The 22,938-nt window shown below is 64.9% G+C and carries 19 protein-coding genes; 7 read left to right on the top strand and 12 right to left on the bottom strand.

Annotated elements, in window-relative coordinates; genetic code table 11:
- Positions 1 to 146: 146 nt before the first annotated feature.
- Positions 147 to 704 carry a cysteine hydrolase family protein gene (locus Q6A48_RS18200; protein WP_304555588.1) on the bottom strand — a complete coding sequence of 186 codons (558 nt, stop codon included), beginning with the start codon at positions 702 to 704 and terminating at the stop codon, positions 147 to 149.
- 98 nt (positions 705 to 802) lie between these two features.
- Between Q6A48_RS18200 and Q6A48_RS18205 the strand changes: the two genes are divergently transcribed.
- The 3 genes from Q6A48_RS18205 (at position 803) to Q6A48_RS18215 (ending at position 3,869) form a co-directional block, all read left to right on the top strand.
- Entirely contained in the window at positions 803 to 1,798 is a 996-nt protein-coding gene (locus Q6A48_RS18205; RefSeq protein ID WP_304555589.1) for a GlxA family transcriptional regulator, read from the top strand.
- Positions 1,799 to 2,011: 213 nt separating this feature from the next.
- A complete protein-coding gene (locus Q6A48_RS18210; RefSeq protein ID WP_304555590.1) occupies positions 2,012 to 3,121 on the top strand; it encodes a DUF3182 family protein in 1,110 nt (369 codons plus the stop codon).
- On the top strand, positions 3,111 to 3,869 hold the full coding sequence (locus tag Q6A48_RS18215; protein WP_304555591.1) for an alpha/beta hydrolase family protein: 759 nt from the start codon (positions 3,111 to 3,113) through the stop codon (positions 3,867 to 3,869). The genes Q6A48_RS18210 and Q6A48_RS18215 overlap by 11 nt, the downstream gene beginning before the upstream one ends.
- Positions 3,870 to 3,963: 94 nt before the next feature.
- Here Q6A48_RS18215 and Q6A48_RS18220 read toward each other — a convergent pair whose 3' ends face one another.
- The 4 genes from Q6A48_RS18220 to Q6A48_RS18235 are packed head-to-tail and all read right to left on the bottom strand — an operon-like array spanning position 3,964 to position 7,982.
- Complete coding sequence (locus Q6A48_RS18220; RefSeq protein ID WP_304555592.1) at positions 3,964 to 4,965, bottom strand: lysylphosphatidylglycerol synthase domain-containing protein; 1,002 nt, start codon at positions 4,963 to 4,965, stop codon at positions 3,964 to 3,966.
- Positions 4,952 to 6,250 carry a cardiolipin synthase ClsB gene (gene clsB, locus Q6A48_RS18225; protein WP_304555593.1) on the bottom strand — a complete coding sequence of 433 codons (1,299 nt, stop codon included), beginning with the start codon at positions 6,248 to 6,250 and terminating at the stop codon, positions 4,952 to 4,954. Before clsB ends, Q6A48_RS18220 begins: the two co-directional genes overlap by 14 nt.
- A complete protein-coding gene (locus Q6A48_RS18230) occupies positions 6,247 to 7,059 on the bottom strand; it encodes an endonuclease/exonuclease/phosphatase family protein (RefSeq protein ID WP_304555594.1) in 813 nt (270 codons plus the stop codon). Before Q6A48_RS18230 ends, clsB begins: the two co-directional genes overlap by 4 nt.
- Entirely contained in the window at positions 7,056 to 7,982 is a 927-nt protein-coding gene (locus tag Q6A48_RS18235) for a DUF72 domain-containing protein (RefSeq protein WP_304555595.1), read from the bottom strand. The genes Q6A48_RS18230 and Q6A48_RS18235 overlap by 4 nt, the downstream gene beginning before the upstream one ends.
- A 310-nt stretch (positions 7,983 to 8,292) precedes the next feature.
- Between Q6A48_RS18235 and Q6A48_RS18240 the strand changes: the two genes are divergently transcribed.
- A complete protein-coding gene (locus Q6A48_RS18240; RefSeq protein ID WP_304555596.1) occupies positions 8,293 to 10,380 on the top strand; it encodes a mechanosensitive ion channel family protein in 2,088 nt (695 codons plus the stop codon).
- 136 nt (positions 10,381 to 10,516) lie between these two features.
- On the opposite strand, the gene Q6A48_RS18245 is transcribed toward Q6A48_RS18240, so the two are convergent.
- Positions 10,517 to 14,830, bottom strand: a complete 4,314-nt coding sequence (locus Q6A48_RS18245; protein WP_304555597.1) for a DEAD/DEAH box helicase — start codon at positions 14,828 to 14,830, stop codon at positions 10,517 to 10,519.
- A 448-nt stretch (positions 14,831 to 15,278) separates the two neighbouring features.
- Here Q6A48_RS18245 and Q6A48_RS18250 point away from each other — a divergent pair, with 448 nt between their 5' ends.
- Both Q6A48_RS18250 and pgnE read left to right on the top strand, forming a co-directional pair.
- On the top strand, positions 15,279 to 16,163 hold the full coding sequence (locus tag Q6A48_RS18250; protein WP_304555599.1) for a sugar nucleotide-binding protein: 885 nt from the start codon (positions 15,279 to 15,281) through the stop codon (positions 16,161 to 16,163).
- Complete coding sequence (pgnE, locus tag Q6A48_RS18255; protein WP_304555600.1) at positions 16,156 to 17,085, top strand: UDP-N-acetylglucosamine epimerase PgnE; 930 nt, start codon at positions 16,156 to 16,158, stop codon at positions 17,083 to 17,085. The genes Q6A48_RS18250 and pgnE overlap by 8 nt, the downstream gene beginning before the upstream one ends.
- A 136-nt stretch (positions 17,086 to 17,221) precedes the next feature.
- Here pgnE and Q6A48_RS18260 read toward each other — a convergent pair whose 3' ends face one another.
- The 5 genes from Q6A48_RS18260 to Q6A48_RS18280 all read right to left on the bottom strand — a co-directional run bounded on the left by Q6A48_RS18260 (position 17,222) and on the right by Q6A48_RS18280 (position 21,395).
- Positions 17,222 to 17,920, bottom strand: a complete 699-nt coding sequence (locus Q6A48_RS18260; protein WP_304555601.1) for an OmpW/AlkL family protein — start codon at positions 17,918 to 17,920, stop codon at positions 17,222 to 17,224.
- A 228-nt stretch (positions 17,921 to 18,148) separates the two neighbouring features.
- A complete protein-coding gene (locus tag Q6A48_RS18265; RefSeq protein ID WP_369811713.1) occupies positions 18,149 to 18,667 on the bottom strand; it encodes a DUF3299 domain-containing protein in 519 nt (172 codons plus the stop codon).
- 11 nt (positions 18,668 to 18,678) lie between these two features.
- Complete coding sequence (locus Q6A48_RS18270; RefSeq protein ID WP_304555603.1) at positions 18,679 to 19,944, bottom strand: ABC transporter permease; 1,266 nt, start codon at positions 19,942 to 19,944, stop codon at positions 18,679 to 18,681.
- Between the two features lies 1 nt (position 19,945).
- A complete protein-coding gene (locus Q6A48_RS18275) occupies positions 19,946 to 20,656 on the bottom strand; it encodes an ABC transporter ATP-binding protein (RefSeq protein WP_304555604.1) in 711 nt (236 codons plus the stop codon).
- A 163-nt stretch (positions 20,657 to 20,819) separates the two neighbouring features.
- A complete protein-coding gene (locus Q6A48_RS18280) occupies positions 20,820 to 21,395 on the bottom strand; it encodes a DUF2796 domain-containing protein (RefSeq protein WP_304555605.1) in 576 nt (191 codons plus the stop codon).
- 121 nt (positions 21,396 to 21,516) lie between these two features.
- Here Q6A48_RS18280 and Q6A48_RS18285 point away from each other — a divergent pair, with 121 nt between their 5' ends.
- Positions 21,517 to 21,870, top strand: coding sequence for a hypothetical protein (locus Q6A48_RS18285; RefSeq protein ID WP_304555606.1), 354 nt, complete (start codon positions 21,517 to 21,519; stop codon positions 21,868 to 21,870).
- On the opposite strand, the gene trxA is transcribed toward Q6A48_RS18285, so the two are convergent.
- A complete protein-coding gene (gene trxA / locus Q6A48_RS18290) occupies positions 21,867 to 22,739 on the bottom strand; it encodes a thioredoxin (RefSeq protein ID WP_304555607.1) in 873 nt (290 codons plus the stop codon). The genes Q6A48_RS18285 and trxA overlap by 4 nt on opposite strands.
- Positions 22,740 to 22,938 lie beyond the last annotated feature (199 nt).

Raw genomic sequence — 22,938 nt, forward strand, 5'->3', positions numbered from 1 at the left:
AAAAAGGAAGGAAAGTATTAATATCGCGCATAAGAACGCCGGTTTGTTAGATGTGTTTGCTCGCACGAACATCATCAACCAAATCGGCGTTCTTGTTTCTGTGTTTCCCGGGATTCCGTGAAGAACCTTTTTTTATGGCCGCAGGTTCAAGGCCGATCGCCTGCCAGGAACTGCTCGGTGCCCACCACGCTGGCATAGGCAAACCCCAACGCCGCCATGAACGCCGCGTGCACCTGGGCAGCGGGGACGAGGACGCCGTTGAATTCCAAGTCCAGGGTGGCGCAGGCGTCGTGGATCACCGTGACGCCATAGCCCAGGTCCGCTGCCGCCCGGGCGACACCATCGATGCACATGTGGCTCATGCTGCCGACGATGACCAGTTGCTCGATCCCGTCGCGTTCGAGGATGGCTTGCAGTTCGGTGTCGCGGAATGCGTTGACGAAGTGCTTGAGCACCGCCGGTTCATCGGCGTGATTGCGGACCTTGGGGTGCAATTGTGCGCCTTCGGAGCCGGGGGTGAAGAAGGGCGCGTCTTCGGAGGTGAACTCGTGGCGGATGTGCACCACGCGATCCCCGGCCTGGCGGAAGGCTTCGATCAGCCGCGCGGCGTTGTCGGCGGCGGTATCGGCACCGACCAATGGCCATTTCCCCTGGGGGAAGTAGTCGTTCTGGATATCGACTACGATGAGCGCTTGCTTGGGCATGAGGGGTTTCCTTGATCAATGAGCGGTTGAGCCAGTATTGGCTTTTACCCCCGGTTCGAGGATTGGCCGCAACGACAATAAGCGAGGGAAAACTGACAATGGCGCAGGAAAGGGCGGTCGCCGAGCTGGGGGTGCTGATCTACCCAGGGGCCCAATTGGCGGCGGTGCACGGTTTGACCGATCTGTTTGCGGTGGCGCAGCGGATCGCGGCCGAACAGTCCGCCGCGCAGTTGCCGCGGCTGCGGGTGAGCCATTGGCGCACGCAGGACGGCGAGATGCCGCAGCGGGTGTTCGACACTGAGAGCGGCGTTGCGGGCAAGCTGGCGGCGCTGTTGATCCCGCCTTCCCTTGCCGGTTTCAAAGAAGGGCTGGTCTGCCCGGCGCTGATGGATTGGCTGCGGGCGCAGCATGCCGGCGGCACGGTGCTGGGCGGGGTGTGCGTGGGTTCGATCCTGCTGGCCGAAAGCGGTTTGCTCGACGGGCGCAGCGCCACCACCCATTGGACATCGGCCAAGACCTTTGGCGAGCGTTACCCGAGGATCAAGCTCGACGCCGACAAACCGATCGTCGACGACGGCGACCTGATCACCACTGCCGGGCTGATGGCCTGGTCGGAGTTGGGCTTGCGCCTGGTGAACCGCTTGCTGGGCCCGAGTATCGCGACGCGCACGGCGCAGTTCCTGGTGATCGAGCACAGCGACAGCGCCAGCGAGTGCGGCAGCCATTTCGCGCCCATCCTCGGACATGGCGACGCGGCGATCCTCAAGGTCCAGCACTGGCTGCAGGGCAGCGGCGCGGTGGACGTCTCGCTGGCCGCGATGGCGGAACAGGCCGGCCTGGAAGAGCGCACGTTCCAGCGCCGCTTTCGCAACGCGACCGGGCTCAAGCCCACCGAATACTGCCAGCACCTGCGGGTCGGCAAGGCCCGGGAAATGCTCGAATTCACCAACGGCACCATCGACCACATCGCCTGGACCGTCGGCTATCAGGATCCGGGGGCTTTTCGATCGACGTTCAGGAAGATCACCGGCCTGGCGCCGAGTGATTATCGGGCGCGGTTCGGGGTGAGCCCGCCGGGGGCCCCCAAAGGCTGACATTGGCCCGTGGCGAGGGCGCTTTATCTGTAGCCGGCCATCGTGCAATTTGCGAGGTACTGGCTGTCTGTCGTGCAGAATGAAACAGGCCCGGTGCTATCAGTTGCGCGCAATACGCCCGCTTCGCTGAACCCCATGGCCGATGCCATCGTTGGCCTGATCTCTGCACCTGCCCTTGTCTAAAGCCATCGAGCGCAGGAAAAAGGGCAACGCATGACACCAGTCAATCGTAACAAGCGGGTAGTGGCCTATTCGGTCAATCCACAAGCGCCGCGCCATGAAGTCGAGACCAATCGTGCGCTGGCCAAATGGCTGGCGCAGATCCTCGGCGTCGAATACGGCGGCGATCATGACGCGCAGCAACCCGGCGGACAGGACCTGTACCTGCTGCCTACGCAAACCCTGATCGGCAGCGACGCCGCGCAGCGCTTGGGCGTCAAGGGACCGGACGACCTGTGGGGCGGCTTTGTCGAGCATGATTTCATTTGCACCAAGGCGATTGCCCACGGTCTGTTGAACAAGGAGGCGGTCGCGCCCCAGGGCTGGTCGCCGTTGTTCTCCAAGCTGACCCGAGGTGTCGTGTTGGATGGCGTGACCGTGTTTTCCCTCCGGGATGCGCGCCCGGCCGCCGAGCATTTGCTGTACACCGGGCCGATTCGCCTGAAGCCGATCCATGCTTGCGCCGGGCGCGACCAGCGGGTGGTCAAGCACCTGGCGCAGTTCGATGAGATCGCCGCCAGCCCCGAGGCCCAGGCCTTGTTTCGCGACGGCGTGGTGCTGGAGCAGAACCTGGGCGAGGTCAAGACCCAGAGCGTCGGCCAGAGCTTCATCAATGGCAAGGTCCTGAGCTACTGCGGTGTGCAACACCTGACCCACGACAGCCAGGGGCTGGAGGTATACGGCGGTTCGGACTTGCTGGTGGCGCAGGGCGGCTACATCGAGTTGCTCAAGCTGGAGCTGCCCGATGACGTACGCGAAGCGGTGCGCCTGGCGCAGGTGTTCGACGATGCGGCCAACCAGGCGTACCCGAACTTCTTCGCTTCGCGGCGCAACTACGACATCGCCCAGGGCCTCGACGCCGCCGGCCAGCCCCGTGGCGGCGTGCTGGAACAATCCTGGCGCATGGGCGGGGCCAGCAGCGCCGAGCTGGCGGCGCTGGAGGTGTTCGTCAACGAGCCGGCCACCAGCGCCGTGAAAGTGTCTTCGGTGGAAACCTACCTCGACCAACCGCTGCCAGCCGGCGCCCGGGAGGTGTATCGCGGCCCGGCGCACAATGGCGACTTCCTTCTCAAATACGTGACGGTTCAATCCTATGACGGCTAGAAGCGAAACCATTCAGATCGAAATCGACGATGAGCGGATGAACGGGACCTTCCTCAGTCCCAAATCGAAAGTCCCCGGCGTGTTGTTCGTGCACGGTTGGGGCGGCAGCCAGGAGCGCGACCTGGAACGGGCCAAGGGCATCGCCGGCCTGGGCTGCGTATGCCTGACCTTCGACTTGCGCGGGCATACCGGCGGGGCGGGGATTCCCCTGTCCCGGGTCACCCGGGAAGACAACCTGCGGGATTTGCTCGCCGCCTACGATCGTCTGCTGGCGCACCCGGCCCTGGACACGTCGGCGATCGCCGTGGTGGGCACCAGTTATGGCGGTTACCTGGCCTCGATCCTGACGTCGTTGCGACCGGTGCGCTGGCTGGCCCTGCGGGTGCCGGCGCTGTACCGCGACGAGCAATGGCACACGCCCAAGCGCGACCTGGACAAAAGCGACCTGCTGGATTACCGCAGTACCCTGGTGCACGCCAGCACCAACCGCGCGTTGCAGGCCTGCTCGCAGTTCACCGGCGACGTGCTGCTGGTGGAATCCGAGACCGACGACCACGTGCCCCATGCCACCATCATGAGTTACCGGGCCGCCTGCCAGCAGACCCACTCGCTGACGCACCGGATCATCGACGGCGCCGACCATGCCTTGAGCGACCCCGTGTCACAACAGGCCTACACCTCGATCCTGGTGGACTGGATCACGGAAATGGTGGTGGGAGAGCGGTTGAGTATTATCCAGGAGCGGTGAGGTGAGCGGGCGGGTCTTTCGCGAGCAGGCTCGCTCCCACAGCGGAGCCCCTTTCGACAGGAATCCTGTGGGAGCGAGCTTGCTCGCGAAGGCATCACTTGACCCCCGGCTTGACCCGCAACGCCTTGGCCTTCGCCTCGATCACCAGGTACATCACCACCGTGATCAACAACGGCAGGATGAAATAGATCGCCCGGTAGGCAATCAGACCCGCCAGCAGGCTGCCTCGTGACACTTCGTGTTGCAGCAGCGCGATGAACACCGCTTCCAGCACGCCCAACCCCGCCGGAATGTGGGTGATGACCCCGGCGATGCTGCTGATCAGCAGCACGCCAAGCACCACCGGGTAATCCAGCTTGCTCGGCAACAGGGTGAAGATCACCGCCGCCATCAACGACCAGTTCAATGCCCCCAGCGCCAATTGCAGCACGGCCATGCGCAGCGACGGCAGGTTGATTTCCATGCCGCGGATCGTCCAGGCCCGGCGCTTGGAGAACCGGCAGGCCAGCAGGTAACCGGCGCTCGCCAGCAGCAACAGCGCGCCGACGCCTTGCAACGCCGTGCTGCTCAGCTTCCAGCCCGGCGGCATGGTCACCAGGCCGCTGCTGAACACCACGCCCGCCAGGGTCATGTAGCCGAACCAGTTCGTCGCCAGGCTCAACCCGAGGATCTTGGCGATGTTGCCCGTGCTGACCCCCAGCCGCGAATACAGCCGGTAGCGCATGGCGATGCCGCCGACCCAGGCACTGAGGTTGAGGTTGAAGGCGTAGCTGATCACCCCCACCGGCAGAATCTGCCGCCAACCGAGTTTCTGGCGGATGTAGGTGCGACCGATCAGGTCGAAGCAGGCGTAGGTGATGAAGCTGGTGATGGTCAGCGCGGCGGCGATGATCAGTGTCCGCACCTTGAAGTCGGCCAGGGTGTCGAACACTTCGGACCAGTCGATGCGCCGGGCCAGGGCGGTGAACAATACGATCAGCAGCAGGAAGAACGCCAGGGTCAGTGGCCGTTTCCAGCGGCTCCAGCGCGACTTGGGCGTGTACTCGTCGCGGGCCTGGGCGGCAGGTGGCGCGGTGTGCGCCTCAGAGTGGTTCATGGGGTTCGCTCCGAACCGCCGTCGGCGGCGAGAAAGGTTTCAGGCGGGGTTTATGGGCCGGCAACCAGCCGGCCCAGGACGGAAAATGGCGCAGGAAGTGGAACACCATGAACCCGATGGTCATGCGCCACAGCAGGCCTCGCGGGGCGTGGTCCTTGGGCATGACGGTGCAGTGGTTGCGGCCCAGGTAGTCGAGGCGCTCGTACAGCTCGCGGTTGAAGGCCCGGTCGCGAATCAGCACATTGGCTTCCAGGTTCAGCGACAGGCTCAAGGGGTCGAGATTGCTCGAACCCACGGTGCTCCAATCCTCATCCACCAGCGCAACCTTGCCGTGCAGCGGTCTTTCGCAATATTCGTAGATCTCCACGCCGGCCTTGAGCAGGTAGCTGTAGAGCATCCGCGCCGCGAGCTTGGCGATCATCATGTCCGGCTGGCCCTGCAGGATCAGCCGCACGTCCACACCCCGCCGTGCGGCATTGCGTATCTCGCGCAACAATCGGTAGCCGGGGAAGAAGTAGGCATTGGCGATCACCACGCGGCGCTTGGCGCTGCGCAACACTTGCAGGTAGACCTCTTCGATGTCGGTCTGGTGCTCGTGGTTATCGCGATAGACCAACCGTACCTGGCCGTCATGATCGCTGAAGGCCAACTCGTTGCGTCGGCTGCGGCGCCGTTGCCACCAGTATTTGGCCCGGGCCGGACGTCCGCTCTGCATCAAGGCGAAGTGATGGATGTCGACCACCGCCGGGCCTTTGATTTCCACCGAATAATCCTGCTTGGCCTCGGGGCCGAAATCCCCCAGGTGGTCGGCGGAAAAGTTGATCCCGCCGATGAACGCGATCACCCCGTCGATCACCACCACCTTGCGGTGCAGGCGGCGGAACCAGTTGGTGCGGATGCCCAGGTGAAGGGGCGCGGGGTCGAACATTTGCAGGCGCACGCCGGCATCGCTCAACGACGCGAGGAAGTCGGGCGTCAACTCGCCGCAGCCGAAGCCGTCCAGGCTGAGGGTCACGCGCACGCCGCGCTGGGCGGCCTCCACCAGCACGTCGCGCAATTCGTTGCCGACCTTGTCCTCGAACAGGATGAAGGTCTCGATGAGGATTTCCTTCTCGGCCCGGCGAATGGCCTCGAACACCCTTGGGAAATACGCCTCGCCGTTCTCCAGCAACGTCACGCGGTTATTGCCATGCCAGCCGTATTCGACGTCCACCAGCGCCGGGTTGCGCTCGCTGGGCGGGGCGTCGATCTGTTCCACCGTCGCCTTGTTCATCGTCGCGCTCATAGTTCGATCTCCACCGACAACGGTGCGTGGTCTGAAAGGTGTGACCAGGGCCTGACATTCAGCACCTGGGCGTGACGGGCCTTGAGGTTGCGCACGTAGATGCGGTCCAGGCGCAGCAGCGGCAGGCGCGCCGGGAAGCTGCGGGCCGGCTTGCCCCACTGTTCGGTGAACACTTCGCGCAGGCCGCTGGGTTCGAGCAGGTCACTGGCCTTGCCGCGCCAGTCGTTGAAGTCGCCGGCGACGATGACCGGGGCGTCGGACGGCAGTTCGCCCAAGCGTTGGCACAGCAGCTTCAACTGCTCGACCCGATGGCTTTCGCGCAACCCCAGGTGCACGCAGATGGCATGGATCTGCGGACCGTCGCCGCCGGGCAGGCGCAGCACGCTGTGGAGCATGCCGCGGTTTTCATGGCCGCTGATGGACACGTCCAGGTTTTCGTGGCGCACGATCTGGAATTTCGACAGCAGCGCGTTGCCGTGGTCGCCCGCCGGGTACACCGCGTTGCGCCCATAGGCGAACTGCGGCCAGAGGCTGTCGGCGAGGAATTCGTACTGGGGCATGCTCGGCCAGTTGGCGAAACGCTGGGGATGGTGTTCGTGGGTGCCGTGGACTTCCTGCAGGAACACCACGTCGGCGGACACGCTGCGCACCGCTTCGCGCAACTCCGGCAAGATGAAGCGCCGGTTCAGGGCCGTGAAGCCTTTATGGGTGTTGACCGTGAGCACAGTGAAGCGGTGGGTGGGGACCAGGTCCCGGCGGGTGTCCCGGGTCGGGTCGCGGGTCGCTTCGCCGGATTCGGGAATGTTCATGGCAACACCCCCTCGTCCGGCATTACGCCGGGCGCGACGGCCAGGTCTTTGTCCAGGTCGAAGCGCTCCAGCAGGTGGCGGGCGTCGTAGGGCGCACGGACCTTGATGTCATTGTCGAAATAGCAGAACACCTCGCGGCTCTTGCGGGCCCGGGGTTTCTTCTGCGGATCGATCAGGTGGGCGTCGTCCGGCTGCGTGCCGTGGCTCCAGGCTTCGATCCGGTCGCCCCAGCGTTTCAACGCCGCGTCGGTGTAGCCACTGGCGTACAGCTCTTCGGCGCCGTGCAGGCGCAGGTAGACGAAGTCGCTGGTGACGTCTTCGCGATAGGGCCATTTGCCGGCGGTGTCGGCGATCACCAGGGCGATGTCATAGCGCCTGAGCAAGGTGATGAATCGCTCGTCGATAAAGCTCTCGTGGCGAATCTCGACGGCGTGGCGCAACGGTCGTTTCTTGTCCACGGTGGTGCTGGCGTGGCCGTCCAGGCGCGGTTCGTGCTCGCGGGCGAGGGCCGCCGCGCCTTGGGTGTCGTGGGGCAGTTGCTTGAGGAAGTCTTCGAACAACTCGGGGTCGAATTTGAAGCTCGGCGGAAACTGCCAGAGGATCGGGCCGAGCTTCTCCTTGAGCTCCAGCACACCGGAGGCCATGAAGTTGGCCAGCGGCTTGTGCACATCGCGCAGGCGCTTGATGTGGGTGATGAAGCGCGGCGCCTTGACGCTGAACACGAAGCCGGACGGCGTCTCGGCATACCACTGGGCATACCGCTCGGGGCGTTGCAGGGCGTAGAACGATCCATTGATTTCGATGCTGTTGACCGCGCGCGAGGCGAATTGCAGTTCCCGCTTCTGAGTCAGCCCCTTGGGGTAGAAATCCCCCCGCCAGGGCGTGTAGCGCCAACCGGAAATACCAATGTGGATCGCCGTCATGTGTCCTCCCGTGCCCGTGACCTCGTACCGCCTCTGTTTTGTGATGACTGTTGTGCGGCCTGGAAAGTTTCGATGGGCTTACCGACGGTGAAGTCCTGTGGCGAGGGGATTTATCCCCGCTGGACTGCGAAGCAGTCCCTGAACCGTCACCTTGGTGGATCAGATTCACCTGACGTGCTTGTTGGGGGCCGCTGCGCAGCCCAGCGGGGATAAATCCCCTCGCCACAGGGGATGTATTGATCTTCCAAGCGAACTTGCCCGCCCGTTATTGATCAGTTCCTTACCGAACCCTACGAAGGAGCCCTGCGTTTTGTCTCGATTGAGCACTGCCTTGCTGCTGGTCCTGCTGACGTTGACCGGCAATCTCGCCCTGGCCGCAGCCGCCGTGCCTGGCACGTCGGCGCCCAGTGAAGCCCCTGCCGAACCCGAGCCGCTGGTGCAGGGCGGCCTGCTCGGTGCCATCAGTTCGAGCATCGATGACGTCCAGGACAAGCTCGACCTCAACCAGAACCTGGTGGATGCCTGGCGCCTGCGGGCGGATCGGGCGGCGGACGAGGTGGATCGGCTGGTGGACCAGACGGCCCGTTCATCCTGGCGGGTGACGGGGGATTTCCTGTTGCTGTCCGGGGTCTGGATCGGCGCGTTTGCCTTGCTCTGGTCGGGCGCGCGGTTGCTGGTGCGGCGTCTGGGCCAGGGCCGCTGGTTGCGCACCCGCCAGCGGCTGCGCGATGTGCTCGGCTACGCGTTGCCCTACACCCTCCCGGCCTTGGCCTGCCTGCCATTGACCTTGTACGTCAGCCATTTCCTGCAGGTGTCGGTCGGTCGTGCCCTGGCCCTGTGCTTCGCCTATGCCACCAGCAGCGGGATTTTCTCCACGTCGGTGCTGCTGTGCGTGATCGTGATGTTCAACGCCGGCCACAAACGCCGGGCGGTGGCGATCATCCGACAGGTGAGCCCCAGGCCGCTGTTCATGATCGGCTTTCTCGCGGCCCTCAGCGATGCCCTGACCAGCCCGCAGATCGCCCGGCAACTGGGTGGCAACATCACCAGCAGCGTCGCGGTGTTCACCGGCTTGCTGGCGTCGATGATCTTTGGCTGGCTGGTGATTCGCCTGCGGCGCCCGGTGGCGCACTTGATCCGCAACCGATCGCTGGCCCAGCGCTTGAAGCAACCGGCCTTGCAGGAGTCGCTGCGGATTTTTTCCGGGCTCTGGTACTGGCCGATCCTGCTGATGGTGCTGGTGTCGGCGGTGAGCCTGATCGGCGTCGGCGAGGACAACCAGAAAGCCCTGCGCTGCGCGTTGTTCACCACGATCCTGCTGATTGCCACGGTGTTTCTCAGCACGGTGTTCCAGCACGTCTTCAAGTCGCCCAAGGCCGAGGCCATCCAGCGCAACAGCGCCTACAAGGGCCGGCTGCTGAGCCTGCTGCATGCGTTGCTGCGGATTGTCCTGGCGGTGGTGTTCATTGAAGTCCTCGGGCGGATCTGGGGGATCTCGCTGTTCGAGTTCGCCTCGCGCAATGCCGTGGGGCGGGCGATCAGCGATTCGTTGAGCCGCATCGGCCTGATCTTCCTGGTGACCTGGCTGATGTGGGTGGTGCTCGATACGGCGATCCAGGAAGCCCTCAAGCCACCCTTGAACAAGCGCGGCGCCCGCCAGCCCAGCACGCGGATCAAGACCATCCTGCCGCTGTTGCGCAACGCGGCGAAAATCATCCTGGTGGTGATCTGCGCGATCACCACCATGGCCAACCTGGGCATCAATGTCGCCCCGTTGCTGGCCGGTGCCGGGGTGGTGGGGCTGGCGATCGGCTTCGGTTCACAGCAATTGGTGCAGGACGTCATCACCGGGCTGTTCATCATCATCGAGGACACGCTGTCCATCGGCGACTGGGTGGTGCTCGACTCCGGACACGCCGGCACCGTCGAGGGCCTGACCATCCGCACGCTGCGCCTGCGCGACGGCAAGGGCTTCGTGCATTCGGTGCCGTTCGGCCAGATCAAGGCCGTGACCAATCAATCGCGGCAATTCGCCTTCGCGTTCTTCTCCGTGCAGTTCACCTACGACACCGACGTCGACCAGGCCATCGAGCTGATTCGCGAAGCCGGCCGCTCGATCTCTGAAGACCCGTTCCTCAAGTTCAACCTGCAAGGGCCGCTGGACGTGTTCGGCGTCGACCGGATGGACCTCAACGGCGTGGTCCTCACCGCCCAGTTCCGCACGGTGTCCGGTGGGCAGTACGCGGTGAGCCGGGCGTTCAACCAGCGCTTGAAGAAGCTTGTGGATAACGATCCGGCGGTGCATTTCGCCCAGACTTATCCACAGCAGGTGATGTTGCCGAAGCGGTTGGTGGCGGAGGTGAAAGAGGGGGAGGAGGTGCCGGGGCAGCCTCAATAGTCAATGAGATTTTGCGTTAGGGGCTGATGGCCCTTTCGCGAGCAAGCCCGCTCCCACCTTTGATCGAATTCCTTCAGAAGCAATGTGGTCGACTGTGGGAGCGGGCTTGCTCGCGAAGAGGCAAGCCCAGACACCCTCAACTTCTCTGAATAAGTTTGCTCTTCACTTCCGCCGCCCCCTGCCCATCCAACTCCACCCACAGATGCTGCTTGCCAGCAATCAGCGCCGCCACCGGCAACCCATCGCGATACACCAACCGATTGCTCGCCAGCGCCGGGACCTTCGCCCCCGGCAGCAAGGTACCGGCGAGGTTCAGCGGGTCGACGCCGCACACCGCCACCAGGCTGCCGTCGCCGGGGCGGCGGCGGGCTTCGCGCAGCAGCGGGATGGCTTCGGGCAGGGCGAATTGTTCGCCGGCCAGGCCGCTGACGAACCGTCCGCCACGGATATCCCCCCGCGCTTCCAGGCGATGAAAGGTGCGCAGCAACTCGCGCCAGCTCGGCAGCCAGTCGGCTTCCCGCTCCAGCAAACGCCAGAACACCACGCCGTAGCGCCGCAGCAGGGTCATGGCGATGTGTTCCAGGGTCTCGGGCGGTGTCGGTGCGGGGCGGTTGCCTTGTGTGGGCGCTGGCTGGCTGCGGCGCAACAGGGCCCAGCGACCGGCATCGTCCATGCCGCCGACAAACGCCCCACGCCCGCGCCGGCTGCTGCGAGCCTGGCGCTTGCTGGCGGGGGTGATCAACGCGCGCAAGCCGGCGAAACTGTCGGCATTCACCAGCCCGGCGCCCACCAGTTCCTGCAAGGCCGTTTCCAGTTCGGTGCGCAACAGATGAGCCTCGTGCAGCAACTCATCGAAAAACAGGGCGCCGTGATCGCTGAGGGCCTGGTGGACCTTTTGCGTCTTGGGCGACAGCTCGCTGAAGGGCGTCTGCTCGGCCAGGCTGCTCCATAACGCCACCTGGCTGCGTGGCAGCAACACCACCGGCGTGCTGCGCAAGGCGCTGGCCGAGAGCTTTTGCCGCGCACTCAAGCGGGTCCAGACCAGCTTGCCGCTGCGGCACAAATCATCGAGCCAGCTCGGCGAATAATCCTTGATCCGCGCGGGCAACAGGTCGCTGTCCCAGGCCGATGCGGCCGCGGGGTAGCCTTCGAACTGGCTGACGATGGACGGCAGCACCGCGCCGCCCCGGCCTTGGGTCGTCGGCGACAAGTGTTGCCAGTCGAACAGGAAGCGCATGAAGTCTTGCAGCATGACCGGTTCGATTTCCCGGCGCAGGCGTTTGACCGTGTAGCGATGGATACGCGCCAGCAGATGCCGTTCGCACCATTCTTCCTGGCCGGTCCCCGGCGTGAACCGACCGCGCAGTACGTAGCCTTGCTGTTCCAGGTGCGCCAGGGCCTGGGTGGCCTGGGACGTCGACAGTCCCAGTGGGTAGGCGATGGCCGTCAGCGGCAGCGGGCCGAAGGCGCTGAGCCGGGCGCGGAGCACCTCCACCACGGCGTCGTCGGGGGCCCAGCTTTCGTCGAAGCCGGCCACGGGGGTGAGCGGTGGTTGCCAGCGGGCCTGTGGATAAACCGCTTGCAGGCAGGTCAGCCGTTCCAGCGCCACCCACAGGCCACGTTCGGCGCTGATCTGTACATGGCTGGCGCGCCCGCGTTCGGCCAGGGTCTGCAACCAATCCAGCCAGGTCGGGTGGGCGCGGGCTTCGCTGTCGGCGATGGCGGCCAGGCTCATTAGCGCTTCGTGCATCTCATCGAGATGGGTCGGGGTCGGCCAGGCCTCTTCGCGCACCGACTGGATGGCCTCGGCGTCCAGTGCGCCGAGGTCATCGGTGGCGTTAGGGTCGCTCCAGCGCCGGTTGATCACGGCCTGGGTGCGGCGTTCTTCCAGCGGCGCATCGTCGAGGAAGGTGTAGGGCCGGGCGCTGAGGATTTCCGCCGCCAGGGGCGACGGCGCGGGCAGGTCCCGGCTGATCAGCCGCACCGCGCCGGCTTCCATGCGCCGCAACAGCGTTAGCCAGCCTTCGCTGTCCATGGCTTCGTGCAGGCAATCGTCGAGGGTCTGCTCCACCAGCGGGTGCTGGGGGATTTCCCGTTCGCCGGCGAGATTCTCCAGGCAGGCGATCTGGTCGGGGAACACGCTGGCGATCAGGTCCTCGCTTTTCATCCGCTGGATCTGCGGCGCGACTTTCCGCCCGCCGGTGTAGCGCGGCAAGGCCAGGGCCACGCCGGCGTTCCAGCGCCAGCGCACGCCGAACAGCGGCGCGTCCAGGACGGCCTGGACGAGGATCTGCTCGGCACTGTGGCTGTTGAGGTAGCGCCAGACCTCGTCCAGCTCGAAGCTGTGGCTGGTGGACAGCGACAGCACGATGGCGTCTTCGCTGGCGGCGGCCTGCAACTCGAAATTGAACGTGCGGCAGAAGCGCTTGCGCAGGGCCAGGCCCCAGGCGCGGTTGATGCGGCTGCCGAACGGCGTGTGGATGATCAACTGCGTGCCGCCGGACTCGTCGAAGAAGCGTTCCATCAACAGCGTGTCCTGGGACGGCAACGCGCCGAAGGCCAGCCGGGCCGGGGCCAGGTAGTCCAGCAGTTGCTCGGCGCTGGCCAGGTTCAGTTGCAAGGTGCCGGTGAGCCAGTCGAGGGCCGGTTGCAGGTTGCCCGGCGTGGCGCCGAGCAATTCATCCAGCCGCGCTTGCAGGCGCGCCACGGCCAGGGACAGTTCAGCGCTGCGCCCCGGCGCTTCGCCGAGCCAGAACGGAATGGTCGGCGGCTGGCCCTGGGCGTCCTCGACTCGCACCCGACCGGCCTCGACGCGAATGATGCGGTACGAGGTATTGCCCAGCTGGAACACATCGCCAGCGATGCTCTCCGCCGCGAAGTCTTCGTTGACGCTGCCGATGTTCAGGCCCTGGGGTTCGAGCAGGACGCTGTAGTCGGCGTTGTCGGGGATGGTGCCGCCGCTGGTCACGGCGGTCAGTTTGCTGCCCCGGCGCCCGCGCAGGGTCCGCGTGACGGCGTCGCGGTGCAGGTAGGCGCTGCGCACGCCCTGGCGGCCATTGAGGCCTTCGGCGAGCATTTGCAGCAGGGCCTGGTAGTGGCCATCGTCCAGCGCCGCGTAGGGCGAGGCGCGGCGAAACGTGTCCAGCAGCGCCTGTTCCGGCCATTCCTGGCAACTGACCTCGGCGACGATCTGCTGGGCCAGCACGTCCAGCGGCGCCTGGGGGATGTGCAGGATGTCCAGTTCACCGCGGCGCACGCAGTCGAGCAGGGCGACGCACTCGATGAGGTCGTCGCGGGTGGTGGCGAACAGGCGACCCTTGGGCGTGCCGCCGACGTGGTGCCCGGAGCGGCCGACCCGTTGCAGGAACGCCGAGATCGACCGGGGCGAGGCGATCTGGCACACCAGGTCGACGTCGCCGATGTCGATGCCCAGTTCCAGGGACGCGGTGGCGATCAACACCTGCAATTCGCCGCGCTTGAGGCGTTGCTCGGCGTCGAGGCGGAACTCCTTGGCCAGGCTGCCGTGGTGGGCCGCCACGGCGTCCTTGCCCAGGCGCTCGCTCAAATGCCGGCTCAGGCGTTCGGCCAGGCGACGGGTGTTGACGAACACCAGGGTGGTGCGGTGTTCCCGCGCCAGTTCGGCGAGGCGGTTGTAGACCAGCTCCCAGACGTCGTTGGCCATCACTGCCGAGAGCGGCACCGGCGGCACCTCGATGTCCAGGTCCCGGGGGCGGGCGTGGCCGATGTCGACGATGTCGCAGTGGCGCCCGTGGCCCACGAGAAAACGCGACACCGCCTCGATGGGTTTTTGCGTGGCGGACAGGCCGATGCGCACCAGCGGCTCGGCGCACAGGGCTTGCAGGCGTTCCAGGCTCAGGGCCAGGTGGCTGCCGCGCTTGCTGGCGGCGATGGCGTGGATCTCGTCGACGATGACCGTGCGCGTGCTGCCGAGCATCTGCCGGCCGGAGTCGGAACCGAGCAGCACGTAGAGGGATTCGGGGGTGGTCACCAGGATATGCGGCGCGGTCTTGCGCATCGCCGTGCGTTCTTTCTGCGGCGTGTCGCCAGTGCGCACGGCGGTGGTGATTTGCAGGCGCGGCAGGCCCATCTGGTGCAGTTGCTCGGTGATGCCGGCCAGGGGATTCTGCAGGTTGATCTGGATGTCGTTGCTCAATGCCTTGAGTGGCGAGACATAGACCACCAGGGTCTGGTCCGGCAAGCCGCCCTGTTCGAGGCCGCGGTGCACCAGGTCGTCAAGCACCGCGAGAAACGCCGTCAGGGTCTTGCCCGAGCCGGTGGGCGCGGCCACCAGGGTCGAGCGGCGCTGGCTGATCAACGGCCACGCCTGGGCCTGGGCGGCCGTGACCGCCGGGAATGTCTGGCTGAACCAGGCGCGGACGGCAGGGTGGAAGCCCGCCATGGCGTGGTCGGCTGCGAGGGGCAGATTCATGTGGGCAGTTTAGGCGGGTGGGGCGGGGGAGGTGCAAGTACCGCTTGGGATCTTCATTGCTTGTCAGGCCGTCATCGCGAGCAGGCTCGCTCCCACAGGGACCGGATGCGCACTGGGGATCCTCTGTGGAAGCAAAGAACTTGAAGCCGACACTGTCCTCTGTGGCGAGGGGATTTATCCCCGTTGGGCTGCGCAGCAGCCCCAAAAAAGGCAAATGAACTGGATCTGACTCACCCAGGCGGCGATTGAGGGGGCTGCTGCGCAGCCCAGCGGGGATAAATCCCCTCGCCACAAGTCGGCGACCGGCCTTGAAAGCTTGTCAAACCCGGCGATCTGCACTTTACGGATGACGGTTGCGCACTAAACCCGCAAAATGCAACGATTCCGGCGACGCCTGCGGGCGTTGTCGACCAAATTCTTGTGCCAACAGACTGGGCCTGCTGACTTTATGCGAATGCGCCTTATGTTACTGGGCGGCGGAAATGCCCTTGGGCAGGCGCTGATTCGCCTCGGTGCAGAAGAAGACATCGGTTTTCTTGCCCCCCGCCCACCTGAAGACGGATGGGATGCCGCGAGCCTGACACAACTGCTCGACGACACCCGGCCGGACGCCTTGATCAACCTGGCGTACTACTTCGACTGGTTCCAGGCCGAGGCCGTCAGCGAGCAGCGCCTGGCCAGCCAGGAACGCGCCGTCGAGCGCCTGGCCGAGCTGTGCCAGCACCACAACATCATCTTGCTGCAACCGTCGAGCTATCGGGTGTTCGACGGTTCGCGCGCGACGGCCTACAGCGAAAAGGACGAGCCGGTGCCTCTGGGCCTGCGCGGCCAGGCATTGTGGCGGATCGAGCAAAGCGTGCGCGCCACGTGCCCGCAACACGTGCTGCTGCGTTTCGGCTGGCTGCTCGATGACAGCGCCGACGGCATCCTCGGCCGTTTCCTGGCCCGGGCCGAACAGCCCGAGGAACTGCTGCTGGCCGACGACCGTCGAGGCAATCCGACGCCGGTGGACGATGCGGCGCGGGTGATCATTTCGGTGCTCAAGCAACTCGATTGCGCAGCGCCGCTGTGGGGCACCTATCATTACGCCGGGCATGAGGCGACCACGCCGCTGGCGCTGGGCCAGGCGATCCTGACCGAAGCCCGGGCCCTGCATCCGCTGGCGATCGAGTCGCCCACGGCCCAGGCCCACGCCGCGCGCCCGGACGCCGCGGAGGAACCGCAACACGCGGTGCTGGCCTGCAAGAAAATTCTGCACACCTTCGGGATCAAGCCCCGCGCCTGGCGCGCGGCCCTCCCGGGCTTACTGGATAGGTTCTATCGCCATGGCTGACGGCCCTGTATTAATCACCGGCGGTGCGGGTTTCATTGGTTCGCACCTGACCGACGCCTTGCTCGCCAAGGGACATTCGGTGCGCATCCTCGATGACCTGTCCACCGGCAAGCGCAGCAACCTGCCGCTGGATAACCCGGCAGTCGAATTGATCGAAGGCGACGTCGCCGATGCCGCCCTGGTGGCCCGGGCGATGCTCGGTTGCAGCGCCGTGGCGCACCTGGCCGCGGTGGCGTCGGTGCAAGCCTCGGTGGACGACCCGGTGCGCACGCACCAGAGCAACTTCATCGGCACCCTGAATGTCTGCGAAGCCATGCGCCAGGCCGGGGTGAAGCGGGTGCTGTTCGCCTCCAGCGCCGCGGTCTACGGCAACAACGGCGAAGGCCAGTCCATCGACGAGGACACGCCCAAGGCCCCATTGACCCCGTACGCCTCGGACAAGCTGGCCAGCGAGTTCTACTTCGATTTCTACCGCCGCCAGCACGCGCTGGAGCCGGTGGTGTTCCGTTTCTTCAACATCTATGGCCCGCGCCAGGATCCGTCCTCGCCGTATTCCGGGGTCATCAGCATTTTCAGCGAACGGGCGCAGAAAGGCCTGCCGATCACCGTGTTCGGCGACGGCGAGCAGACCCGGGATTTCGTCTACGTCGAAGACCTGGTGGACTTGCTGGTGCAAGCCATCGAGAAACCGGACGTGGCGGTGGGCGCTGTGAACGTCGGCTGGAACCAGGCGACGACCCTCAATCAATTGCTCCAGGCGCTGGCAGCGGTGGTCGGCGACCTGCCGCCGGTCAGCTATGGCCCGGCGCGCTCTGGTGACATCCGCCATTCGCGGGCCGACAACCAGCGGTTGTTGCAGCGCTTCAGCTTCCCACCGCAAACCCCTATGAACGTGGGGCTGGCGCGGTTGCTGGGCCGCTGAGTTTCCAGCCACCAAAAACCTGTGGGAGCGAGCTTGCTCGCGATAGCGGTAGGTCAGTCAACATCATTATTGACTGAGCCACCGTCATCGCGAGCAAGCTCGCTCCCACAGGGATTATCGTATCTTCAGGTTCGGCTTAGAACTTGTAGCCCAAGCCCACCATGTAGATCCATGGGTCCACGTCGACATTCACCTTGGCCCGGGTCCCGCCGGCCACGGCGTTGTTGTCGACGTAGGCCGTGGTGTCGATGTCGATGTAGCGCACCTGGCCGTTGATCATGATGTTGTCGGTGAGCATGTAGTCGGCGCCCACTTGCCAGGCCATGCCCCAGCTGTTGCTCGCGCGGAAGTTGCTGAAGCCGTTGGCGCTGGCTTCGCTGCCGACGTGCTCGTCATAGATCCAGGTGTAGTTGATGCCGGCGCCGACGTAAGGCTGGAATGCCGACTTGGCGTCGAGCGGGTAGTAGACCAGGCTCAGGGTCGGTGGCAGGTGCTTGAGCGTGCCGAGCTTGTTGTTGGCTGCGCCCAGGGCGGTGCCCTTGATCTTCACGTCGTGCTCGAACGGCGAGGCGGCGAGCAGTTCGATGCCGAGGTTATCGGTGATCATGTAGGCGAAGTTCAGGCCCAGTTGCGTGTCGCTGCTCATGGTCGCCTTGCCGCCCAGATCGGCTCCGGCCAGCGGGCCCCGGTCGACCTTGACGCTGGAGGTGTCGGCATCCGGATTGACGGTGATGGCGCCGGCGCGAACGATGATGTCGCCGGCGGTATGGGCCTGGGCGAGCGGGGCGGCGAGCGCGAGGGCGAGGAGGGACGCGCTGAGCAAGGACTTGTGCATGGGGGCTCCAGAGGACATTTCAAAAGGGATGTCCTATGGTACGAAGCGCTCCGGTCGGGTCTTTTGACTCAGCTCAATGAAATGATGATGCGCCAGCCCGATAGGGCCCTTTCGCGAGCAAGCCCGCTCCCACACTAGACCGAGTTTCTTCAGAGGGAATACGGACAAAGTGTGGGAGCGGGCTTGCTCGCGAAAGCCATCTGACAGGCAACAACCAGGTAGCCGGATTCACTCCGGCAGTTCATACATATAAATCTTTTCCGCCTCCATTTGATACCCGGCATCGGCCAGTTCGCTGGTGGACGGCTTGACCTGCATCGCTCCTTCGACCCAGTACGGCTGGTACAGCTCATCGAGTTTCACCCCGACTTCGCTTTTCACGTGCACGATCTGGTTGGACGGCGGGGGCGGCACGTGGATGCAGGCGCCGAAGTACGGCACCAGCAGGAAGTCCGTGGTGCGGCCTTCCTCGCTGACTTCCAGCGGCACGATGTAGCCCGGCAGGCGAATCCGCTGGCCATCGAGTTCCTTGACTACCGGGGCGTTGGGCAGGTCCTGCTTGGCGGCTGGCGCGGATTCGGCGGACAGGGCATCGCCCATCTGCGACAGGTCATGCAGCGGGGTCATGTTCGGCACTTCCGGCGGTGCCCCCGGCGGGATCATTTCGGTCCAGGCCAGGTCCCTCGGCTCGGCCGCCCACAGGGGCAGGGCGACCATCATCAATAGCGCAAACAGGGCGCGGGGCATCTTCACGGTCCTCATAAACGGATCGACAAGCCATCGGCCAGCGATTGGCGATAGGCGCGCCAGGCTGGCACGCTGCCCATCAGCAGCGCGGCGACCAGAATGCCAGCCATGAGCGTCCATTCATATTCGCTCGGCCAGCCCAACGGCAGATACAGGCCATAGGCCGACTGGACGTAACCCTGGGCGACGCCGATGCCGATGTACAGCAGGGCCAGCCCGGCGGCGACCCCGGCCAGGGCCAGGGCGAAGGCTTCGAGCACCAGCAGGCTCGCGATGTGCCAGGGCCGCGCGCCCACCGAGCGCAGGATCGCCATCTCCCGGCGCCGCTCGTTGAGGCTGGTGAGGATCGCCGTGAGCATGCCGATCAACCCGGTCAGGACCACGAACAGCGAAATCACGAACAAGGCTTTTTCCGCCGTGCCCATCAGGCTCCACAATTCCTGCAGGGCCACGCCGGGCAGGATCGCCAGCAAGGGCTCGCCACGGAACTCATTGATCTCGCGCTGCAAGGCAAAGGTGGAGATCTTGCTGTTGAGGCCGAGCATGAACGCGGTGATGGCTTGCGGTGTAAGGTCCATGTTGCGCGCCTGGTCGGCGCTGATGCGGCCGTTGCCCTGGGCCGGCGCGCCGTTCTTCCAGTCGATGTGGATGGCCTCCATGCCGCCGAGGCTGATGTGCAGCGTGCGGTCCACCGGGGTGCCGGTGCGCTTGAGGATGCCCACCACGGTGAAGGGCTTGTCGTCATGCTTGACCAGGCTGATCGCGGCGACGCCGTGGGCCAGCACCAGTTTGTCACCGAGGGCGTAGTGCAGCGCCTCGGCCACTTCGGCGCCGAGCACCACTTCGAAAGGATCCGTGGCGAAGGGACGACCATCGGCCAGTTCCAGGTGTTGCTGGCGGCCGTACTGGTAATGCTCGAAGTAGGCCTCGGTGGTGCCCATCACCCGGTAGCCGCGATGGGAGTCGCCGAGGGACATGGGGATCGCCCACTTCACCTTCGGGTTGTTGGCGAAGTGTTCGAAGCTGTCCCAGCGGATGTTGTTGGTGGCGTTGCCGATGCGAAACACCGAGTACAGCAACAGGTTCACCGAGCCGGAACGGGCGCCGACGATCAGGTCGGTGCCGCTGATGGTGCTGGCAAAACTGGCCCGCGCCTCGGTGCGCACCCGCTCCACCGCCAGCAGCAGACAAACGGACAGGGCGATGGCGAAGGCGGTGAGGATCGCGGTGAAGCGGCGGTTCGCCAGGCTGGCCATGGCAAGACGGAACAAATACATCTCAGACCTCGACAGGCGTGGCGGCACGATTGAGATCGGCCAGCGAGAGGTTGCGGTCGAACAGCGGCGCCAGGCTCTGGTCGTGGCTGACGAACAACAGGCTGGAGCCGGCTTCGCGGCATTCGGCGAACAACAACCGCAGGAAGTTTTCCCGGGCGTCGTAATCCAGGGCCGAGGTGGGTTCGTCGGCGATCACCAGCTCCGGTTGGCCGATCAACGCCCGGGCGGCGGCGACCCGTTGTTGCTGGCCGATGGACAGCGAGTCGGCGCGGCGCTCCAACAGGTTCGGATCGGTCAAGCCCAGGTGGGCCAGCAGCGTGGCGGCGGCTTGATCGACGCTGCCATGGCGCTGGATGGCCCTCTGCGCGCGCAGTTTGGAAAAGTGGCAGGGCAGCTCGACGTTTTCCCGCACCGAAAGAAACGGCAGCAGGTTGAACTGTTGGAAGATATAGCCGGTGTGGTCCACGCGAAACCGGTCGCGGCTCCCCGCGCCCAGTTCGCTGAGGTCCTGGCCGAGCAGGCGGATGCAGCCGCGGTCCGGTGTCTGCACGCCGCCGAGCAAGCCCAGCAGGGTGGTCTTGCCGCTGCCGCTCGGGCCCTTGAGGAATACCGTCTCGCCGCCCTCCAGGCGAAACGCCGGGATATCCAGCAGCAGCGGATGCCCGGGCCAGCTGAAACCCAGGTCGGACAGTTCGATGAGTGCTTGGGTCATGTTTGCCGCTTCAAGGTAATGGAACACCTGTGGAATATCTGTGGGAGCACAGCTTGCTCGCGATGAGGCCGTAACATTCAGCCTGGATGTCGACAGTCGGACCGCTATCGCGAGCAAGCTTTGCTCCCACGAGGCTTGTTCCCACATTGAGTGTTGCGGTGAATCAGAATTTCAAGGCGGGCGCCTTGGCTGTCACTTCCCCACCTTGCTGGCCGCTCGGGCCGATCAGTTGCACCAGGATTTTCTGGGTGGCCGGGAAGGTCTTGAACAAGGGGGCCAGGTCCAGATGGGTCAAGGCACCAGGCGCGACGCAACGGAATTGGTAGTGGGCGTGGATTTCACTATGTTCGTGGTGCTCGTCGTCATCATCATCGGCATGCTCTTCGTGGTCCGGTTCGTCGCCGAACAGCGGGCTTTCCAGTTCCTGCTGCTCCAAGGTGCATTTGGCATCGGCCAGATTGATCAGCGCCGCGGGCTTTTCCAACTTCGCCCGGACAGCGGCCACCTTGGCCTTGTCGGCATCGCTGGTGGCGGCGTGTTCGAAGCCCACCAGGTTCATCGCCGGGCTGTCGAGTTCCAACTCCAGGGTCTGGCCGTCCAGCGAGGCGTTGAGGCGGGCGACCCCGTGTTCGTGGGCACCGAGGCTGCCGTGCTCATGGTCATGATCATGTTCCACCGCCCCATGAGCGACAGCCAATGGCAGCAGGGCGAACGGCAAAGCGAGAAGCAGACGGCGCATGACGAGTCTCCGTGAAAAGTTATGTAATCTTATAACGAAAGTGCGCAGAGTTTGACCGGCTGCTTGGCGTCGCGCAAGGCCCATGGGAGCATGGGCACATGAAATATTCAGGAGCACAGTGATGTTGCGGATACGCGGAACGGTCGGTGACTGGCCGGTGGACCTGGCGATCGACATGGATGAGGGCGATTGGGCGCAGCTCGGCGCGCAGTTGCAGGCGATCAAGCCCGCCGAGGCGGCGCCAGTGCCGGCCAAGCCGGCCAATCAGGACGATGCCCAGTGGCAGGTCGCCAAGGAACTGTTGCGCAACGCCGGGCAACTGAGCGGCCCGGACCTGCTGGAACAGCTTGAAGGCCTGACCGGCAGCGCCTCGGCGGGCAAGCGCCTGTTGGTGCGGTTGCGCCATTGTGCCGAGGTCAAGGTACTGAGCGGCGGCGATACACCGCTCTATCGCTGGGCCGGGCCTGAGGCTTAATACAACGCGGCAAACAGTTTGCGGCGGTAGGTGGTCACCAGCGGATGATCGTTGCCCAGCAGTTCGAACACCTGCAGCAGTGTCTTGTGCGGCAGGCCTTCGCTGTAGCTGCGGTTGCGCATGAACAACTTGAGCAACGCATCGAGGGCCGGTTCGTACTGCTGGCGCGCCAGTTGCTGGATCGCCAGTTGGTACACCGCTTCGTCGTCCTGCGGGTCCTTCGCCAGGCGGGCCTTGAGGTCGGCGGCGTCCGGCAGGTTCCTGGCCAGGCCGAGGAACTGGATCTGCGCCTTGGCGCCAGCGAGGGCGGCCTTGTGCTCGTCGCTTTTCACCGCGTCGAGCACGGTCTGCGCTTCGCCCAGTTCGCCGCGCTCGGTCAGGCAGCGGGCATAGAGGATCAGCGCCTTGGCGTTGGTGTTGTCTTCGCCCAGCAACACCGTGAGCAGGGCTTCGGCGTCGGCGAAACGACCGTCGTCGAACAGCGCCTGGGCCTGTTCGAACGGATCGGCGGCGGCCGGCGGTGGCATCTGCACGTGAGGTTCGAGCATCGCCCGCACGGCGGATTCCGGTTGGGCCCCGGCAAAGCCATCCACGGGCTGGCCATCCTTGAACAGCACCACCGTCGGCAGGCTGCGAATGCCGAAGCGGGCGACGATGTCCTGCTCGATGTCGCAGTTGACCTTGGCCAGCAGCAGTCCACCCTGGTAACTCTCGGCAATGGTTTGCAGCATCGGCATCAGGGCCTTGCACGGCGCACACCACTCGGCCCAGAAATCCACCAGTACCGGTTTGTGGAAAGAGTTGGCGATCACCGACTGGTCGAAATCGGCGGTGGTGGCGTCGAAGATGTAGGGCGTTTCCTGAGTCATGGGCAATCTCGTAGAGCGCTTGAATGGGGCAACTATAAGGCTTGGTGGGGGGTGGCTGAAAGCCGGGGAGGTCTTTCGTCTTGTGGTGTCTGGCAGGACGCTTTCGCGAGCAAGCCCGCTCCCACATGGGATTTGTGGTGAACACGAATTTTGCACCCACAGGAGATCGACTGTGGGAGCGGGCTTGCTCGCGAAGCTT

Origin of the sequence: Pseudomonas citrullilanati, from assembly GCF_030580855.1 — a bacterium.
In the GTDB taxonomy this organism is placed as follows: Bacteria; Pseudomonadota; Gammaproteobacteria; order Pseudomonadales; family Pseudomonadaceae; genus Aquipseudomonas; species Aquipseudomonas citrulli.

Bases quoted from the DNA above. Each gene is read 5' to 3' on its own strand.
- pgnE (WP_304555600.1), top strand. From the start codon at position 16,156: ATGGCTGACGGCCCTGTATTAATCACCGGCGGTGCGGGTTTCATTGGT.
- Q6A48_RS18250 (WP_304555599.1), top strand. From the start codon at position 15,279: ATGCGAATGCGCCTTATGTTACTGGGCGGCGGAAATGCCCTTGGGCAG.
- Q6A48_RS18260 (WP_304555601.1), bottom strand. From the start codon at position 17,920: ATGCACAAGTCCTTGCTCAGCGCGTCCCTCCTCGCCCTCGCGCTCGCC.
- Q6A48_RS18235 (WP_304555595.1), bottom strand. From the start codon at position 7,982: ATGACGGCGATCCACATTGGTATTTCCGGTTGGCGCTACACGCCCTGG.
- Q6A48_RS18245 (WP_304555597.1), bottom strand. From the start codon at position 14,830: ATGAATCTGCCCCTCGCAGCCGACCACGCCATGGCGGGCTTCCACCCT.
- Q6A48_RS18205 (WP_304555589.1), top strand. From the start codon at position 803: ATGGCGCAGGAAAGGGCGGTCGCCGAGCTGGGGGTGCTGATCTACCCA.
- Q6A48_RS18200 (WP_304555588.1), bottom strand. From the start codon at position 704: ATGCCCAAGCAAGCGCTCATCGTAGTCGATATCCAGAACGACTACTTC.
- Q6A48_RS18270 (WP_304555603.1), bottom strand. From the start codon at position 19,944: ATGTATTTGTTCCGTCTTGCCATGGCCAGCCTGGCGAACCGCCGCTTC.
- Q6A48_RS18275 (WP_304555604.1), bottom strand. From the start codon at position 20,656: ATGACCCAAGCACTCATCGAACTGTCCGACCTGGGTTTCAGCTGGCCC.
- Q6A48_RS18215 (WP_304555591.1), top strand. From the start codon at position 3,111: ATGACGGCTAGAAGCGAAACCATTCAGATCGAAATCGACGATGAGCGG.
- Q6A48_RS18265 (WP_369811713.1), bottom strand. From the start codon at position 18,667: ATGCCCCGCGCCCTGTTTGCGCTATTGATGATGGTCGCCCTGCCCCTG.
- Q6A48_RS18230 (WP_304555594.1), bottom strand. From the start codon at position 7,059: ATGAACATTCCCGAATCCGGCGAAGCGACCCGCGACCCGACCCGGGAC.
- Q6A48_RS18220 (WP_304555592.1), bottom strand. From the start codon at position 4,965: ATGAACCACTCTGAGGCGCACACCGCGCCACCTGCCGCCCAGGCCCGC.
- Q6A48_RS18210 (WP_304555590.1), top strand. From the start codon at position 2,012: ATGACACCAGTCAATCGTAACAAGCGGGTAGTGGCCTATTCGGTCAAT.
- Q6A48_RS18280 (WP_304555605.1), bottom strand. From the start codon at position 21,395: ATGCGCCGTCTGCTTCTCGCTTTGCCGTTCGCCCTGCTGCCATTGGCT.
- trxA (WP_304555607.1), bottom strand. From the start codon at position 22,739: ATGACTCAGGAAACGCCCTACATCTTCGACGCCACCACCGCCGATTTC.
- Q6A48_RS18285 (WP_304555606.1), top strand. From the start codon at position 21,517: ATGTTGCGGATACGCGGAACGGTCGGTGACTGGCCGGTGGACCTGGCG.
- clsB (WP_304555593.1), bottom strand. From the start codon at position 6,250: ATGAGCGCGACGATGAACAAGGCGACGGTGGAACAGATCGACGCCCCG.